Source organism: Desulfofarcimen acetoxidans DSM 771, assembly GCF_000024205.1.
GTDB lineage: Bacteria > Bacillota > Desulfotomaculia > Desulfotomaculales > Desulfofarciminaceae > Desulfofarcimen > Desulfofarcimen acetoxidans.
Window position 1 is genome coordinate 3,779,602 of record NC_013216.1, and the last position, 15,742, is coordinate 3,795,343.

Annotated in this window: 15 protein-coding genes and 2 riboswitches; of the genes, 7 read left to right on the plus strand and 8 right to left on the minus strand. The window is 43.2% G+C overall.

The window, feature by feature from the left end:
• Nucleotides 1-25: 25 nt before the first annotated feature.
• From aprB to DTOX_RS17410, 5 genes are all read right to left on the minus strand, one after another.
• Nucleotides 26-466, minus strand: coding sequence for an adenylyl-sulfate reductase subunit beta (gene aprB, locus DTOX_RS17390; RefSeq protein ID WP_015758977.1), 441 nt, complete (start codon nucleotides 464-466; stop codon nucleotides 26-28).
• A gap of 311 nt (nucleotides 467-777) precedes the next feature.
• Nucleotides 778-1,953: a sulfate adenylyltransferase gene (gene sat / locus DTOX_RS17395; RefSeq protein WP_015758978.1), complete on the minus strand. Its 1,176-nt coding sequence runs from the start codon at nucleotides 1,951-1,953 to the stop codon at nucleotides 778-780.
• Nucleotides 1,954-2,576: 623 nt separating this feature from the next.
• Complete coding sequence (locus DTOX_RS17400) at nucleotides 2,577-2,927, minus strand: YlbF/YmcA family competence regulator (protein ID WP_052292969.1); 351 nt, start codon at nucleotides 2,925-2,927, stop codon at nucleotides 2,577-2,579.
• A 102-nt stretch (nucleotides 2,928-3,029) separates the two neighbouring features.
• Nucleotides 3,030-4,094 (minus strand): nicotinate-nucleotide--dimethylbenzimidazole phosphoribosyltransferase, encoded by a 1,065-nt coding sequence (gene cobT, locus DTOX_RS17405; protein ID WP_015758980.1) that lies wholly within the window; start codon nucleotides 4,092-4,094, stop codon nucleotides 3,030-3,032.
• 83 nt (nucleotides 4,095-4,177) lie between these two features.
• Nucleotides 4,178-4,361, minus strand: a riboswitch (cobalamin riboswitch).
• A gap of 80 nt (nucleotides 4,362-4,441) precedes the next feature.
• Nucleotides 4,442-7,207 carry an S-layer homology domain-containing protein gene (locus DTOX_RS17410; protein ID WP_015758981.1) on the minus strand — a complete coding sequence of 922 codons (2,766 nt, stop codon included), beginning with the start codon at nucleotides 7,205-7,207 and terminating at the stop codon, nucleotides 4,442-4,444.
• Between the two features lie 324 nt (nucleotides 7,208-7,531).
• Between DTOX_RS17410 and DTOX_RS23220 the strand changes: the two genes are divergently transcribed.
• From DTOX_RS23220 to DTOX_RS17430, 4 genes are all read left to right on the plus strand, one after another.
• Nucleotides 7,532-7,681 carry a hypothetical protein gene (locus tag DTOX_RS23220; protein ID WP_015758982.1) on the plus strand — a complete coding sequence of 50 codons (150 nt, stop codon included), beginning with the start codon at nucleotides 7,532-7,534 and terminating at the stop codon, nucleotides 7,679-7,681.
• A gap of 84 nt (nucleotides 7,682-7,765) precedes the next feature.
• A riboswitch (SAM riboswitch) is annotated at nucleotides 7,766-7,875 on the plus strand.
• A gap of 85 nt (nucleotides 7,876-7,960) precedes the next feature.
• The gene (locus DTOX_RS17420; protein WP_042317428.1) at nucleotides 7,961-9,154 is read left to right on the plus strand and encodes a homocysteine biosynthesis protein; all 1,194 of its coding nucleotides are present in this window, start codon (nucleotides 7,961-7,963) and stop codon (nucleotides 9,152-9,154) included.
• 24 nt (nucleotides 9,155-9,178) lie between these two features.
• On the plus strand, nucleotides 9,179-9,580 hold the full coding sequence (locus DTOX_RS17425) for an NIL domain-containing protein (RefSeq protein WP_015758984.1): 402 nt from the start codon (nucleotides 9,179-9,181) through the stop codon (nucleotides 9,578-9,580).
• Nucleotides 9,581-10,324 carry a UPF0280 family protein gene (locus DTOX_RS17430; RefSeq protein ID WP_015758985.1) on the plus strand — a complete coding sequence of 248 codons (744 nt, stop codon included), beginning with the start codon at nucleotides 9,581-9,583 and terminating at the stop codon, nucleotides 10,322-10,324. It begins immediately after the preceding gene.
• Between the two features lie 666 nt (nucleotides 10,325-10,990).
• Here the strand turns inward: DTOX_RS17430 and DTOX_RS24970 are convergent.
• Together DTOX_RS24970 and DTOX_RS24975 are read right to left on the minus strand one after the other, a co-directional pair.
• Entirely contained in the window at nucleotides 10,991-11,116 is a 126-nt protein-coding gene (locus DTOX_RS24970) for a hypothetical protein (protein ID WP_015758989.1), read from the minus strand.
• A 326-nt stretch (nucleotides 11,117-11,442) separates the two neighbouring features.
• On the minus strand, nucleotides 11,443-11,568 hold the full coding sequence (locus DTOX_RS24975) for a hypothetical protein (protein WP_015758991.1): 126 nt from the start codon (nucleotides 11,566-11,568) through the stop codon (nucleotides 11,443-11,445).
• Nucleotides 11,569-11,717: 149 nt separating this feature from the next.
• Here DTOX_RS24975 and DTOX_RS17440 point away from each other — a divergent pair, with 149 nt between their 5' ends.
• Together DTOX_RS17440 and fabF are read left to right on the plus strand one after the other, a co-directional pair.
• Entirely contained in the window at nucleotides 11,718-12,803 is a 1,086-nt protein-coding gene (locus DTOX_RS17440) for a hypothetical protein (protein ID WP_015758992.1), read from the plus strand.
• 148 nt (nucleotides 12,804-12,951) lie between these two features.
• A complete protein-coding gene (gene fabF / locus DTOX_RS17445) occupies nucleotides 12,952-14,193 on the plus strand; it encodes a beta-ketoacyl-ACP synthase II (protein WP_015758993.1) in 1,242 nt (413 codons plus the stop codon).
• 53 nt (nucleotides 14,194-14,246) lie between these two features.
• Here the strand turns inward: fabF and DTOX_RS17450 are convergent, their stop codons facing one another.
• On the minus strand, nucleotides 14,247-14,438 hold the full coding sequence (locus DTOX_RS17450; protein WP_015758994.1) for a hypothetical protein: 192 nt from the start codon (nucleotides 14,436-14,438) through the stop codon (nucleotides 14,247-14,249).
• Nucleotides 14,439-14,722: 284 nt separating this feature from the next.
• Between DTOX_RS17450 and hisG the strand changes: the two genes are divergently transcribed.
• Nucleotides 14,723-15,592 carry an ATP phosphoribosyltransferase gene (hisG, locus tag DTOX_RS17455; RefSeq protein WP_015758995.1) on the plus strand — a complete coding sequence of 290 codons (870 nt, stop codon included), beginning with the start codon at nucleotides 14,723-14,725 and terminating at the stop codon, nucleotides 15,590-15,592.
• The last annotated feature ends 150 nt before the right edge of the window (nucleotides 15,593-15,742 follow it).

The window sequence follows — 15,742 nt, forward strand, 5'->3', positions numbered from 1 at the left end:
ACAAATTATATATAAGTTTAAATAACTACTTAATGGTCGGGAACTCAGTTAAATTCATGGAATACGGCTGGGTAAACAGCATTTCACTTTGCAGATCGTCGTTATCCAAAGTGTATCCAGCGTCGGGAACTGCAGTACCTTCTTCAGTTGTTCTGATGGGGAACTTGAAGCGCTTCATTAAGCCGTTTCTGAACTTAACTGTCCACATAATGCTGTCGGAACTTCTCAAAGGAACAACACTGGCTCCCAGGGGAACGAAATCAGCATAGCCTCTGAAGTCCATAGCTTGTTGCGGGCAAATCTTAACACAGCACAGGCACTCCCAGCAAGCTGTTAAGTCACGGTTATAAGCCTTCATTTTTTCCTTGTCAAGCACCATTAAGTCGTTCGGGCAGATATACATACAAGCTGTTTTGTCCTGACCCTTGCAACCATCGCATTTTTCTTGCATTACAAAAGTTGGCATATTCTCTGACCTCCTATAACCAAATATAAATCTTAGTTTAAAACCTCGCAGCTATCATAAGCCTGGCTTAAAACCAATCAGCACGCTGCGAAAATATTACACATAACTTATCAGGCATATAGACTGCAAGTCTTTTTTGACTTTTCAGTCAATCATACAAAAACATGACTGTCTTAATGACAGGCGGCAAAAACCTTAACTGTTCTTGACCACCTCCTCATGTAGTTAGCATGACACCCTTATCTAATACCGATTACCGCTTTAAGCGGCAACCGGCCTTAAACCAGCATAAGTTATAGATTAACTAATTATTACTTGTTTTTATCTAAAGCCTGATAGTACTCGGTGAGAATTTCGAGAACTTCTTTACGTCCAAATTCCAGCGGCGGCAGTTGGCCGGCGCCAAACATCTGACGAACCTTGGTACCGCTGATAGCTACGCGATCTTCACCGGTATGCGGGCAGGTCTTTTCAGTTTCCATACCCATACACTTCTTGCAATAAGCAGCGGCTGTAACTTTAATCGGCTGGCAAAGGATCTCACCGGGCTTAAACTGGTCAAAAATTTCCTGAGCCTGATATGCAGAATAGTAACTGCCTACACCGGCGTGGTCACGACCGATTAAGATGTTGCTGCAACCGAAGTTCTGACGGAAGATAGCATGCAGGATAGCTTCGCTGGGTCCGGCATAACGCATTTCCATCGGATATACTTTAAGAGCAACGTTCTTATTATTGAAATAGTTGTCCATATGAGCCTGGTAGCACTTAAAACGAACTTCAGCCGGAATATCGCCAGGCTTTAATTTACCAACAATCGGGTGCAGGAACAAACCGTCGCAAACTTCCATACCGATCTTGCAGAGGAACTCGTGAGAGCGGTGCAAGGGGTTTCTGGTTTGGAAAGCACAAACAGTGTTCCAGCCCTTGGATTCAAATAATGCACGGGTTTCGTGCGGGTGAGCATAATAACCGGCATACTGGGTAGCATAGCCCATTTCACTGAAGGTGATGATATCGCCGCCAACGTTAATTTCCGGCTGGCCCATAACTTTCTTAACACCATCATGCTCGGGATCATCGGTAAAGAATACTTCTTTACATTCTTTGGTCTTGTCATACTCATATTTATCTTTAACAGTAAGAATAGCCACATACTTATCTGTTTCGTCGTCAACCAGAGCTACTTCCATACCTTCTTTAAGTTCAGCAGCCTGTTCTTTGGTAACTGAAACAGTGATGGGCACGGGCCAGGCTAAGCCGTTGGCTAAGTGCTTGGTGTTTACTACGCTTTCATAATCTTCTTTGGTCATAAAACCCATTAATGGACTGAATGCACCCATACCAATCATTAATACATCAGATGTTTCACGGGATGACATTCTAATTACCGGCAGAGTTTTAGCTTTTGCCAAAGCATCTTCACGTTGTTCTTTCGGGAGAATTACCGGAGTTAATTTTCCACCATGCGGTGCAACTAATGCCATTTTCCTCATCGCCCTCCTCAAATATTTTTCTCTTTATTATTGACCGGTTCATGCAACCTGGTGATTGTGCAGCTTATCACTTGCATTTGCACAAATCCAACGCTTCAGATGCACTTCATCGATCACTAATTATTCTTGTATATAAGTTATTCTACCTAAACTTCAAAACTCCTTCTAAGAATAAGCTATTTTTTTTATTAAAATTGTTTTTTTTTATTATTAATTTTTGCATGGCTTTTAATAGATAAATAACCGCTCTTAGGCCTTAAATCAAGCGAAATGGGCTGTAAAACCGGCAATTAACTAATTGTACTCTCTATATATAAGTGCTTTTATGTATTTCTTCAACTTCCCTATAAATACCTGCTAAAAATTTATCCTATGAATTTATTTTACTCCAGGGAATTATGCTTATATGGATCCGTGGATAACCACTGTTTAATGAAGTATAAATTTATATTGCATAAATAATGTCAGTACTGAATAATTTCCGATAAACACGAGTACCCATGGCTGCCTCGAAAGTCGCTAAAGGGGATTTTCCTGCTTCGTCAAAAGAAGAGGTTAACTTGCCACCTCTCCTCAATAACGAAGTCCCACCCGGCTCCGCCATAGATTATTTACTAGACCAAATGATCAGATTTCTCACGGATGCCATCACGTATTTTTACGCTGATTTTTTGCATAAAATTATTAAACATAGCGTTAGCTTCAAAGGATTGCTTTACCACTTGGTTACTCAAAACTTCTTTTTCAATCTCGCCCATTTCTATAGCATCCGCCTCGGTAAGTTCACCTAACATCTTTTTTCTTTCTACGCCTCTTTTGGCATTGTTAAGCTTCTCTACCAGGCCCGCTGCGTCCTCATTTCTCATGATGGCCAGCTCACTTTGCTTCATATCCTTAAACTCTTCCGTCTCGGCAATGGCTTTCCCCAGCTCTACCGCCATATCATAAATTTTTTCTAAAGACACTTTAACACCTCCTGTTCCTAACACCCTTATTTTCTCCGAAAAAACTCAAATTCCTGCTTATATTAAGTTGATTGTTTTTATTATTTCCGGTTTTTTATTTAATTACTTTAAAATTTTGCTCTCATCCACATCTGATACTTTTGCCTCTTCATAACTTGCCATCTCATGCAATATTCTCAGTGAACCTTCTACAATATTCATAGCCAGGGCTGATCCGGTCCCCTCGCCCAACCTCATGTCCAAATGCAGCATGGGCTTCAGGCCGACCACCTCCAGCATGTACCGGTGAGACTTTTCTCCCGACAAATGAGAACCCAGCATATACTCTTTGGACAAGGGGCATATGCGCGAAGCAACCAGAGCGGCGGCAGTGCTGATATAACCGTCAACCAGTACCGGCACCCGCCTGGCTGCAGCGCCTAGGATCAAGCCGGCCAACCCGGCAATTTCCAGACCGCCTACCTTGGCCAGCACGCTTACAGGATCAGCCGGATCAGGCTTATTGACCTTAATTGCAGCCTCTATTGCTTTTATCTTGTTATTTAAAACTTCGTCATTAATAAGAGTCCCGCGACCGGTGATTTCATCTACCGATAGATTGCCAAAGACAGCCAGGAGAGCCGTGCTCGGTGTGGTATTGGCAATTCCCATGTCGCCGGTAGCCAGCAGATCTGTTCCCTGATCTATTTCCTGCCACGCAGTTTCTATGCCAACCTCCAGAGCCTGTACCGCTTCTTCCACTGTCATAGCCGGCCCTCTGGCTATATTACCGGTACCCGCTTTGACCTTTTTCCGCAATACTCCCGGATAATCCACAGGCACTGCTACCCCCACATCCACCACAATAAGATTAGCTCCGGCATGACGGGCCAAAACACCAATACCTGCCACACCGTGTACAAAAGCAGGCAGCATTTGATAGGTTACCTCCTGCGGCGCAGCGCTGACACCTTCTTCAAACACACCGTGATCGCCAGCCATGACAACCACGGTCTTTTTCCTTATAAAAGGTTTGTGATTTCCGGTAATACCGGCCAAACGCACAGCCACTTCTTCCAAAACACCCAGGCTGCCCGGCGGCTTAATTAAACTGTCCAGCCGCTGCTGAGCTTTGTTCATAGCCTCCTGATCCAAGCTACCAATCATCGATATCGCTTTCTGCAACATGCAATCAACCCCCGTTAAAAATAATAAGCCCACAGCCAATAAGGCCGTGGGACTTTTCCATCATCCAACGAAGCAACCTGTAAAAGGTTTTTGGTTTTCAGGCAGGTCTCCTGACTCCGGTTCAATACATGCAGCAACCTTCCCGGTTTAACGGTGGTTATCCTATGCCGCTATGCTCCCCGGTTACAGTGGCGGGACCGTTCAGGATTTACACCTGATTCCCTATTCTCCCCGATTTCATGGGGCACCTGAAACCAACTTATTTAATTATCTGAAATGAAATCTTCTACATGAAACCTCATTTTCCTGCTCCAACTTTAAAATATTATGAACAAACCCCAATTATATTAATGGGTTACCCAGTAATCAAGAACCCTGCTCACTGCCACAGCTACCTCAGCTCTGGTAGCGCTGTCCAGAGGGCGAAACTTGTCCTTATCACCTTTCAAGATTCCCGCCGCTGCCACCCGGTCAACCTGATCCAGTGCCCAGGCAGGAACGGAAGATATATCGGTAAATGCAGACTTCTGCTGCTTATCTGTCTTGGGCAAATTAAGCACACGATCAATTATGACAGCCATTTCCGAACGTGTTATGCCTTTGGATGGTTTAAAGGTGTTATCGGGATAGCCGCTGACCGCCTTTCTGCTCACAGCGGCAGATACTGGATCTACGGCCCATTCGGGTATCTCGTCCTTAAAAGAAACCTGGTTTTCCGTTTTAGACCAGAGCAAAGCCCGGTATAATAAGGCCACAAACTCAGCCCGCGTAATCATGTTTTTAGGCCGGAAACTGCCGTCCGGGTAACCGTTGACAATCTCACGGGAGGCCATTTGAGTCACTATATTCTCAGCCCAGTGATTTTTCATATCGCTGAAAACCGGTATTGGTTGCTCATCCACCACTACGGCAACCTGTCCCAGACCTTTTATCCTGGCATTAATTGTTTGCAGGTTATCCTGCCCCACTGTCCATGCAGGCTGGAGCTGCCATTCATCGCTGCCCTCGCCTTTAAACAGGACCTTTACTACAGGTGTCAGGTCAGAAGCAAGCTGGCTGTCATCATTGGAATCTGTTTCTCCCGGCGTTTGAGTCAGTATATCAGAAGGATCTAACAGTATGTCAGAAGGATCTAATAATTCAGTTGAATCATCCGAGTCAAGCGGCTCTCCCGATGTTTCCGGCGACAAACTAAGCAGATCACTTTTATTATAATTATATTTGAGCTTCCAGGGTTCCCCCCATGATATCGGCTGGGAACCGGCCACATCCAATGCTTTTAACACATCATAACCGGGTATTGCAACATCGTCCAGCGGTATAACTTCAATATTTAGCGGGGACTCCACTACCTGAGCCGGAAACTGTAATACTGTATTCTCATCCAAAACTACTTCCGCACCGCTGCTATTTGAAACCACCGCAGTATTTGCGCCCGTAGAACGCACAATTACCTGAACGGTTTTTACCATTCCCTGGAAGGAAATAGTTATACTGCCGGTTCCCGGGGTTTGGGCTGTGAACAAATTGTTTGCCAGGGAACCCATATCGCCCTGCAGCTGAAGTTGATAATCAGTCGCGTATAACTCATAGTCCTGACCGCTCTTTGTTTTAGCAATCGTCTTAAATGTTACCGATTCGCCCGGTTCAACAATCACTGAAGCAGGGGAAACAACTAATTCCGACAGGCTTTCCGCGCCTATAACATGCGCCGTTTTCTCTCCTGCGACACCGTTGACAGAAGCAATAATTTTATAGTCGCCGCCTGAGAGCGGGTGAAAGATATTCGACTGGAAGGCGTTTTGCGGATCAGATTTCCAGCTAACAGACGACTGGTCTACCTGGTAAGGGTTATAGTTCACATCATAACCTTTCACCGCATATTGCACTGATGTGCCGCCCAGAACATAATCCGGACCGGTAACAACTAAACCACCCAGGTTCCCTTTCGGTGCGGTAGAAAATACTCCTACAGCATCCGGAAGCAAACGCTGCTGAGTTAGCTGGGGATGATTGATTAGAGATGCCTCGCCGTCTCCGGCATGCCTGGCGGACAGTGTGGTCGATCCGCCACCGTCCAGGTTTACTGCCCTGTTCACACCAAGCGCCAGGAGAAATTCAGCCATACCTGTTTGGGTAGTACCCACACTGCCATTGCCATTTTCAGCAGCGGCCAGATAAAGCGTTTTATTATCAGGCATTATACCTACAGCGGTACGGGCATAATTACCCGTAATTTCCTGAGTAAAAGGGGCTAGCTGGCCGTCCTGCACCAGCAAAGTATTGCCGCCTAAGGCAGCTCTCAGGTTGCCTGTTTGGGGAGTAACCAGATAACTCGTCTGCACTCTGGAGGATACTGGCAAATTCTCCAGCAAAAATTGAGCCGCCGCCCCATGACCCTCCAGAACATAACCGTTCGCAGGAATAGGTACACCGGGCTTGTTCTGGTTAACCGAGACAACTAAATCATTTTGAACTACAACTTCTACTATTCCGCTTTGTCCGGAAACATCCGACCTGGTCTCAGTACCCCAGAAGGAGTTATATAGATTAAGGTGGTTAATATCGGCAGACTGGCCGTCCTGCAGCAGGTAATCAGGCTTATTAATACCAAACAGCGGAAATGAATTTCCGTTTTCGGATACAACTGTCCCGGAAAACCCAAATATGCCGATAATAGCCTGGTTATTATTAGTCACAGCAAAACCAGGCATGTCCTCACGCATGGCAGGGCTGGAAACCAGATTTCCGTTGCTGAATTCCAAGCCAATCGGCCGGTGATTCTTCATTTGAAAAAAACCGCCATTAATACCGGCTACAGCCCCCGTCCTTGATGTCATGCCTGTTAAACTCTGAGCCTTATTAAGAGTTCCGTCGGCACCGATCATTGTATCAATTTTCACATAGGGGTTGGACAAATCAACTTTAATAGCATAAATCCTGGTTTTATTATACATATAAGTTTGCAGTACCACCCCGGGACTGATTATCTCAGTGTTTACCGGGTTTATATCCGCATAGGCAGGCGTAAACCCGGCATTCCAGACTAACCCCAAAGCCAATAATACCGTACTGAAACCTTTACATAAAAAACCCCAAGCTCCCCTGAACAACTTTTACTACCTCCTCATCTCTTTTCTGAAACAAATCACCTGACCTGGCAGGATTCATTTCACCTAATCCTATCACCCGTTTATTTTACAGTCAACCAGATCAAATATTTTAATACATTTACTGCAATAATACGAAATAACCTCAAAGTTTATCGAACATTATAATTATTATATCATATTCTACCTTTTATAAACGCTGGTAATTTACTACTGGTATTCATGGACTATATAATTATTTACCAAAGGCAACTTTCATGTTAATATAAATAAAAGTATCTATCCTCTAAAATTATTTGGTTTAATAAATTAAAGGGGGTCTGCCGTATGTATGATAACATTTTTGATTTTTCGCTTTTCTATTACTCTATTATTGTCTTATTTGCTCTTGGGGCCTTATCCGTAGCATGTAAAAGTCAAATTGTCAAGGTTATTGACATCTTAGACGAAAAATCCAACGGGCGCGTTGCCCATTAAAAATTGCAACATTTTTGCTGTTATTTATTTTTATTGACTAATTGGGTAACACCTGCTAAACTAAACTTAATTTTAAACAAAGTGCTCTTATCCGGAGTGGTGGAGGGACTGGCCCGATGAAACCCGGCAACCTTCTGAGAACTAATCAGAAAGGTGCTAATTCCTGCAGAGGATTTTCTTCTGACAGATAAGAGGGAACACATGGAAAATGTGGCCTCTTCTGTATGGAAGAGGCTTTACTTTATGTTTCGGATAGAGTACATCAGGGAGGGTAAAAACTTGAGCATCAAAAGAACTTACACTGAGATCAACAGCAAAATAAAGTCAGGCCAGGCAGTTGTCGTAACAGCCGAAGAACTGATAGGCATGGTTAAGGACAAGGGTATTGCCGCAACCGCCGAACAGGTTGATGTCGTTACTACCGGAACTTTCGGGCCCATGTGCTCTTCCGGCGCTTTTATAAATCTCGGACACAGCAAGCCCCGCATGAAGATACAAAAAGCCTGGCTAAATAAAGTGCCTGCCTATGGCGGTATAGCCGCGGCCGATGTTTTTTTGGGAGCTACAGAGTTACCTGAGGATGACCCGTTAAACAACAGTTACCCGGGTGAATTCCGCTACGGCGGGGGCCATGTAATTGAAGACATGGTGGCAGGCAAAACCATCAAATATAAGGCTGTGGCTTACGGCACGGACTGCTACCCGCTAAAAGAAATTGAAACGGAAATAACCTTGCAGGAGATTAATGAAGCTATACTAATGAACCCCCGCAATGCTTATCAAAACTACAACTGTGCGGTAAACCTTTCCGACCGGACTGTTTATACTTATATGGGCATGCTTAAACCGGGACTGGGCAACGCTCACTACTCCACGGCCGGACAGCTCAGCCCCCTTTTAAAAGATCCCGATTTCCGAACTATCGGCATAGGTACCAGGATTTTTCTGGGCGGCGGGATAGGTTATGTTATATGGAACGGAACTCAGCACTTTCCGGAACACATTACTGATAAAGACGGCAAATACCTGGGTTCTGCCGGTGGCACCCTGTCAGTATTGGGCGACTTAAAACAAATGAGCCCTAAATGGCTGAAAGGCTCCAGTTTCCTTGGCTACGGTGCCAGCTTAACCGTAGGCATAGGCATACCGATACCGGTACTCGACGAAGATATCCTGCGCTTTGCCGCCGCTTCAGATGAGGAACTGTACGCACCGGTTGTTGATTATGGGGATGCCTATCCCAACCGCAAACCAGGCAATCTTGGCTATGTCAGCTATGCGGAGCTAAAATCCGGTAAAATATCCTTAAACGGCAAAGAAATACCGACAGCGTCTATGTCCAGCTATAAAAAAGCCAGAGAAATTGCTTCTATCCTAAAAGGATGGATCCTAAAGGGAGACTTTCTCCTTTCTCAACCTGCACAACTTCTGCCAAATACAACTTCTGGCATTGTGGGTAAGGCCTTAAAATAATTTTTTTTAAGAAGGAGTGGTTTTATGTCTCCCCCTAAAATAGTATTGCGCTTCACTGCATCAATATCCGACAAACCCATTATCTATCATTTGGTTAAGGATTATGACCTGGTGGTTAATATTGTTAAGGCCAATATCAATCCTCATAAAGAGGGGATGTTAATTCTTGAGCTAAGCGGGGAAAAATATCAGGAAGGTCTGGAATACCTGCGCAGCCAGGGAGTAACAGTTCAACCGCTGACACAGGAAATAGTCAGAAATGAGGACCGCTGTTCCAGCTGCGGCGCCTGCACTGCCATTTGTCCCTCCGGCGCTCTTTATATTGAAAGGCCTGGTATGGAAGTTAAATTTGACAGTGATAAGTGTGTGGTCTGCCAGCTCTGCCTGAAAATATGCCCCTTACGGGCTATGGAGGTAAGATTTTGATTGGTCTACGAAGCAAGAACCTACCGTAAAAACTATCGTCAATCGGATTTAGCTCATTTCCAGGTTATGATCAAGGAAACAGATTTGGACATTGGAGTTGAGAAAAAAAATTATAAACCTAAACTGGTGCAACTGGCGCAAGAAATTTCAGCTAAATACCGGCGCCAGTTAGAGGACTATATAAAAACACACCAGGAATTTTTAACATCCTTAGAACCGGTACAGCTAACACCATTTGCACCTGCCATAGCCGTTCAAATGGCTGCCGCCGCCAAAACCGCCGGTGTCGGGCCAATGGCTGCGGTGGCCGGTGCTGTGGCCGAATCGGTAGGAAAGGAATTAGCCCGCCATTCCGATGAGATAATTATAGAAAACGGCGGAGATATCTATTTACGCACCAATAAGATAAGGAGAATCGGTATATTTGCCGGGACATCCCCCTTTTCGGGTAAAATTGCTATGGAAATCCTTCCCGAACTAAGGGAGTATGGCATTTGCACCTCGTCGGGCACAGTTGGCCATTCTTTGAGTTTTGGTAAAGCCGATGCCGCCATCATTCTCTCTGCCGATGCAGCTTTAGCTGACGCAGTTGCTACCGCTACGGCAAATCTGATACAGGAGCCGGATGATTTACATAATGCACTGGAATTTGCCACTGCCATACCTGGTATTGTCGGAGTAGTTGCAATTAAGGCTGATAAACTGGCAGTCTGGGGAAAAATTATAAAAATTGTTTCCGCCTAAGATTTTGCATGCTTTTATTCTCTTGCAGCACGGTTATGCAATTACGTGCTTTCATTATTTTACTCAAGGAACATAACAAAAACAGTTTAAAATATATACGCTTAAGCAACAAGAAAAACCGGATCACAACACCCGGTTTTTCTCTTCTTCCCCAGTTATACATATCAAATTTTAATAATTGGGTATTCCTAACATTAAGAGAATCAATATCAGGAAGAGAATAAAAGTCCAACTGCCAAATACTGATGCTCCGGCAGGAGTAGTGCCACCTACACCATATGCCATTTAATTCCCCCCATTCCGGACTAATATTTGAAACAACTTTTAATAAAGCTTAAAACATGGGTACAGATAACATTAAGAGAATCAATATCAGGAAGAGAACAAAGGTCCAGCTGCCATATACTGATGCTCCGGCCGGAGTGGTACCACCAATACCATATGCCATTTAATTTCCCCCCTTTCCTAAATTAATTAGCTGATATCCGTATTTATTGATAAATTCTAAAAATTGGGTATTGCTAACATTAAAAGAATCAATATCAGAAAGAGAATAAAAGTCCAACTACCGAAAATTGACGTTGTAGCCGGAGTTGTTCCCGCACCTGCACCATATGCCATTAAATTTCCCCCTTATAGCTGTTAATTTTTACTTCTCTGTTAAAATCAAAAACTAGGTATAGCTAATATTAAGAGAATTAAAATTAAGAAGAGAACAAAAGTCCAACTACCATAAAATGTTGCTGCAGCAGGTGGTGCTGTACCTACACCTGCACCTGTACCGTATGCCATAATATTTCCTCCCTCATATATATTTGTTACTTCTCTTCGGTACCATAAGCACCAAAAGGCATGCCAAAGAGTAACAAGATTAATAATATCCAGATTATCGGACTCATACCAGCGCCACCAACACCATATGCCATTAAGTTTCCTCCTCTACCACTAAGCGTTTCCTTCTTCACTAACCATATTATTGCATAGTACTACAATTTGTTACGCTTAATTAAAATTATCTGGTTACTGCCATATAACCTATCATGAATAATATGGGGTGTGAAATGTCTGTATTTAAACTAAAAACCCAGTCATTAATTAATGACCGGGTTTTTGGGTTGCTATTTCTTGTCTGCAACACTATACCCGCAACCAATCATAGGCATAAACAACATGAGCAGCAGCAATAAAAAAATCAAACCAAAACCACCGCTTCCGCTTCCACATCCACCTGCGCCGTATGCCATTTTATTCCCTCCTCATTAAACTAAGTTTTTGACTTCTTCACTAACTATGTTATTAAATTAAACAATATTTTGTTACACTCAAAAAAGAAACATTTTTCGCATTAGGACCATAAGGTAATATTAATAATGAAGCTGGAGGGATAGTCCTAATGTCAATTCAGGTTATTGAAGTAAGCACCGGCAGTGAATTATATAAATTCATTGATTTGTCACGTCAAATATATAAAAATGATCGCTGGGGTGTTCTGCCTCCTATGGACAGCAACCTGCCTAATTTTTTTCAAAGCCCTTATTTTCGACAACATAATAAACTGTACCTTGCTCTGAATAATAACCGGCCGGTAGCCAGAGCTGCGGCTATAACCAATCAAGACTATATGAAAAATATAGGTTTTATAGGTTATTTTGAAGCCTTTGAGGAACCGGAAGCTACAGCCAGCTTATTCAATGCCGCTACTAGCTGGTTAAAAGAATGCCAGGTAAATACCGTTATCGGTCCGGTCACCCGTAATACTAATCAAATTATAGGCGTGTTAACCGAGGGCTTTTCTGAAGAACCATATTTTATGACACCTTATAACTCGCCCTATTACAGCTCTCTTTTTGACAGTATGGGGTTTATCAAAGCAGAAGACTTTTTTGCTTACCGCTGGAACAGGGACATAGCATTTCCGCCCAAAATACATAGGGTGGCGTTAAAAGCCAGCAGGTCAAGTGGCTTAAACGTTCGTTCCATTAGATTTAATCGTATTAACCAGGAAGCTCTGGCAGTTAAAAACATCCTCAACCAGGCTATGTCCAACAACTGGGGTTACAAACCTTTAAGCGATTTGGATGCCCAGCAACTACTATATGAATACAAGGGTTTTTGTGATCCGGATTTAATGACAGTTATTGAAATCGGCCGCCAGCCAGCGGCAATCTGCCTGACAGTACCCAATATCAACCCCTTGTTGAACCGGTTCACCAGAGGCCTGCCGCTTCCGCTGCCTTACGGTCTAAAACAACAGCTGAACACCTTTCGTTTAGCTATCCTTGGCGTTGTACCGGATTTCCGGTACCGGGGCTTAGAAGCAATAATGATATCCCGCACGATTAATACAGCTTTAGCTAAAGGTTATACCAGCGGTGAGTTTTCCTTAATACACGAGAGAAATACCATGATGAATAAAATAATCTCAGGAACAGGCTGTCCTAAAGTAAAAAGTTTCAGGCTTTATCAAAAAGAAATCTGATATTTAAAAGGCGGGCAATTGCCCGCCTTTTAAACTTAATAACCCGCCAAGCCGAAGAATGAGTGAAAAATCACACTTGTCAAAACCGGTACATATAATAACCCGATTAATCTATCGTACATATTCGGACAGGTGAGGGGGATTAAATTTGTATCAAAGGGTTGTAGTAACCGGGATGGGCCTGATAACCCCCATTGGAAGTGATATTCCCACATTTTGGGATTCCTTAATTCAAGGAAAATCAGGCATCAGAACAATTGACCGCTTTAATGTTTCCCGGTTTTCAACAAAAGTTGCGGGCATGGTGGATTCTTTTAAACCGGAAGATTTCATTGACAAAAAAGATGTGAAACGCATGGACAGATTCGCACAATTTGCTGCTGCAGCAGCACAAATGGCTGCTCAGGATGCAGATTTTAAAGTGACAGAGGAAAACGCCGAACGAGTCGGAGTATATATTGGATCTGGAATCGGTGGTTTTTCCACTATAGTTGAGCAGCATAAAATCTTTCTTGAGAAAGGCCCTGCGCGAATCAGCCCGTTTTTCATTCCAATGATAATCGGTAATATAGCTTCAGGTCATGTTTCGATAATTATGGGAGCCAAAGGACCGAACAGTTCACCCTTATCCGCCTGTGCAACAGGCACCAATGCCCTGGGAGATGCCTTTAAAATTATCCAGCGCGGTCAGGCTGATGTAATGATTGCAGGTGGCGCAGAAGCTGCCATTATTCCGGTCATACTGGCAGGGTTCAGTGCTTCTCGCGCACTGTCACAGCAAAACGAACAGCCGGAAAAAGCCAGCCGCCCATTTGATCTTAATCGAGATGGGTTTGTAATGAGCGAGGGTGCCGGAATACTGATACTCGAGTCACTTGAACACGCGCTGGCCCGTGGTGCCAGAATATATGCCGAAATAACCGGTTATGGCATGAGTGGAGACGGGTATCATATCACTCAACCGGCACCTGAAGGAAGAGGTGCAGCACAGGCTATGAGTGAAGCTATTCGCGATGCCGGAATTAAACCATCAGAGGTGAATTATATCAATGCACATGGAACATCAACATTGCTTAATGATAAATTTGAAACTAATGCAATTAAAATTGTCTTTGGCGATCATGCCTACAAGCTGGCCATCAGTTCAATTAAAGCATTAACAGGTCACCTGCTTGGAGCCGCCGGAGCGGTTGAGGCTATTGCAGCAATATTGACTATAAAGAACGGCCTGATTCCCCCTACATTTAATTATGAAACTCCCGACCCGGAATGTGATTTAGATTATGTCCCTAATATCCCCCGTAAAGCCAAAGTTAAAGTCACCCTGTCCAATTCACTTGGGTTCGGTGGTCATAATGCTTCTATTATTTTCAGAGAATACAACAGCTAAGGAATGTAAAAAATACAGGCTCGTTAATTTAGAAAAAGCTGTTATATTATCCTTTACAGTGGAATGCCGCTCTCAGCTAATTTATTAAGGGTTTCAGTGTCTAAATATTGTTTCCAATTCGGATATTTCTTTTGCAGCACTGTTAATCTATCTATGTTTTTATAATATAGCTCAATCAGCTTGTCAGGATTATTGATATTAGCTTTGAGCATACCTATCAACTTCAATTCATCCTTAGATAACATAATTTATCTCACCCTCTCAGTTGTATTTACCATTTTATTCATAGCTTTTATAAATAGCTACATTTTGAGACCGCTCAAAAAAAATAGTTTACGTTTCATTGCATTAACGGTGATACCACAAAATACCATATTTGTCTATATATTAATTCATACCGAGATATCAACTACACAACAACACAAACTTTATCACTTTAACATATTAATATCTTGACATTATAAAATACAAAAGTTTATACTGAAAAGTAGCGCTAAATAATCATATCATTACTAAGGAGGAGTTACCGGTGAAATTACGTCTTGGACTGCCTAAAGGCAGCCTGCAGGAAGCTACTTTTCAACTGTTTAAAAAAGCCGGTTACAACGTCTCAGTCGGCAGGCGTTCCTATTTTCCCACTATAGATGACCCGGAAATTGAAGTATTGCTGATGAGAGCACAAGAAATCCCCCGCTATGTGCATGAAGGAGTCCTTGACGCGGGTTTAAGCGGTTATGACTGGATAACCGAGAATGAAGCGGATGTAGTGGAAGTAGCTGATTTGGTCTACTCAAAACAGACCAACAACCCTATCAGACTGGTATTGGCTGTGGCTAATGACAGCGACATTAAGGAAGTAGAGGATTTGCAAGGCAAGCGCGTAGCTACCGAGCTAGTTAATGTGACAAAAAAATTTTTAAAAGCTCATGGCGTAGAAGCAGCGGTAGAATTCTCTTATGGAGCAACAGAAGTCAAAGTACCGCATCTGGTTGATGCCATTGCAGACTTAACTGAAACAGGAAGTTCTCTAAGAGCGCATAACCTGCGTATCATTGCAACTATTCTCCAATCCAATACCAAACTGCATGCCAACAAAGCAGCTTGGGAAGATGACTGGAAGAGAGAAAAACTGCAAAACATGTCGGTACTGCTTTTGGGTGCGCTTAGAGCGGATGCTAAGGTCGGGCTAAAAATGAATGTGCCGGAAGATAAATTGCCAGATATTCTGGCTGTTTTGCCGGCTATGAAAAAACCTACTGTATCCAAACTGGTTGAGAGCGACTGGCTGGCGGTAGAAGTTGTGCTGGATGAAAAACAGGTGCGCGATTTGATACCGGCAATCAAGCGGGCAGGAGCCCAGGATATTATTGAATACGCTTTAAACAAGGTTATACCTTAAATCGGATTAAAATATTAGCCCGACCTTCTATTTAGGAGATCGGGCTTTTTTTACCCCTAAGATATTTAAAAAAACTCATCCCAACAAATAAAAACACATATATGCCAGCTCCAAAACAGTCTTCTCATTAACCCTCTTTCACCTGTATTA

Bases quoted from the DNA above. Each gene is read 5' to 3' on its own strand.
- aprB (WP_015758977.1), bottom strand. From the start codon at position 466: ATGCCAACTTTTGTAATGCAAGAAAAATGCGATGGTTGCAAGGGTCAG.
- sat (WP_015758978.1), bottom strand. From the start codon at position 1,953: ATGGCATTAGTTGCACCGCATGGTGGAAAATTAACTCCGGTAATTCTC.
- cobT (WP_015758980.1), bottom strand. From the start codon at position 4,094: ATGTTGCAGAAAGCGATATCGATGATTGGTAGCTTGGATCAGGAGGCT.
- DTOX_RS23220 (WP_015758982.1), top strand. From the start codon at position 7,532: ATGTATGATAACATTTTTGATTTTTCGCTTTTCTATTACTCTATTATT.
- DTOX_RS17425 (WP_015758984.1), top strand. From the start codon at position 9,179: ATGTCTCCCCCTAAAATAGTATTGCGCTTCACTGCATCAATATCCGAC.
- DTOX_RS24970 (WP_015758989.1), bottom strand. From the start codon at position 11,116: ATGGCATACGGTACAGGTGCAGGTGTAGGTACAGCACCACCTGCTGCA.
- DTOX_RS24975 (WP_015758991.1), bottom strand. From the start codon at position 11,568: ATGGCATACGGCGCAGGTGGATGTGGAAGCGGAAGCGGTGGTTTTGGT.
- DTOX_RS17440 (WP_015758992.1), top strand. From the start codon at position 11,718: ATGTCAATTCAGGTTATTGAAGTAAGCACCGGCAGTGAATTATATAAA.
- DTOX_RS17450 (WP_015758994.1), bottom strand. From the start codon at position 14,438: ATGTTATCTAAGGATGAATTGAAGTTGATAGGTATGCTCAAAGCTAAT.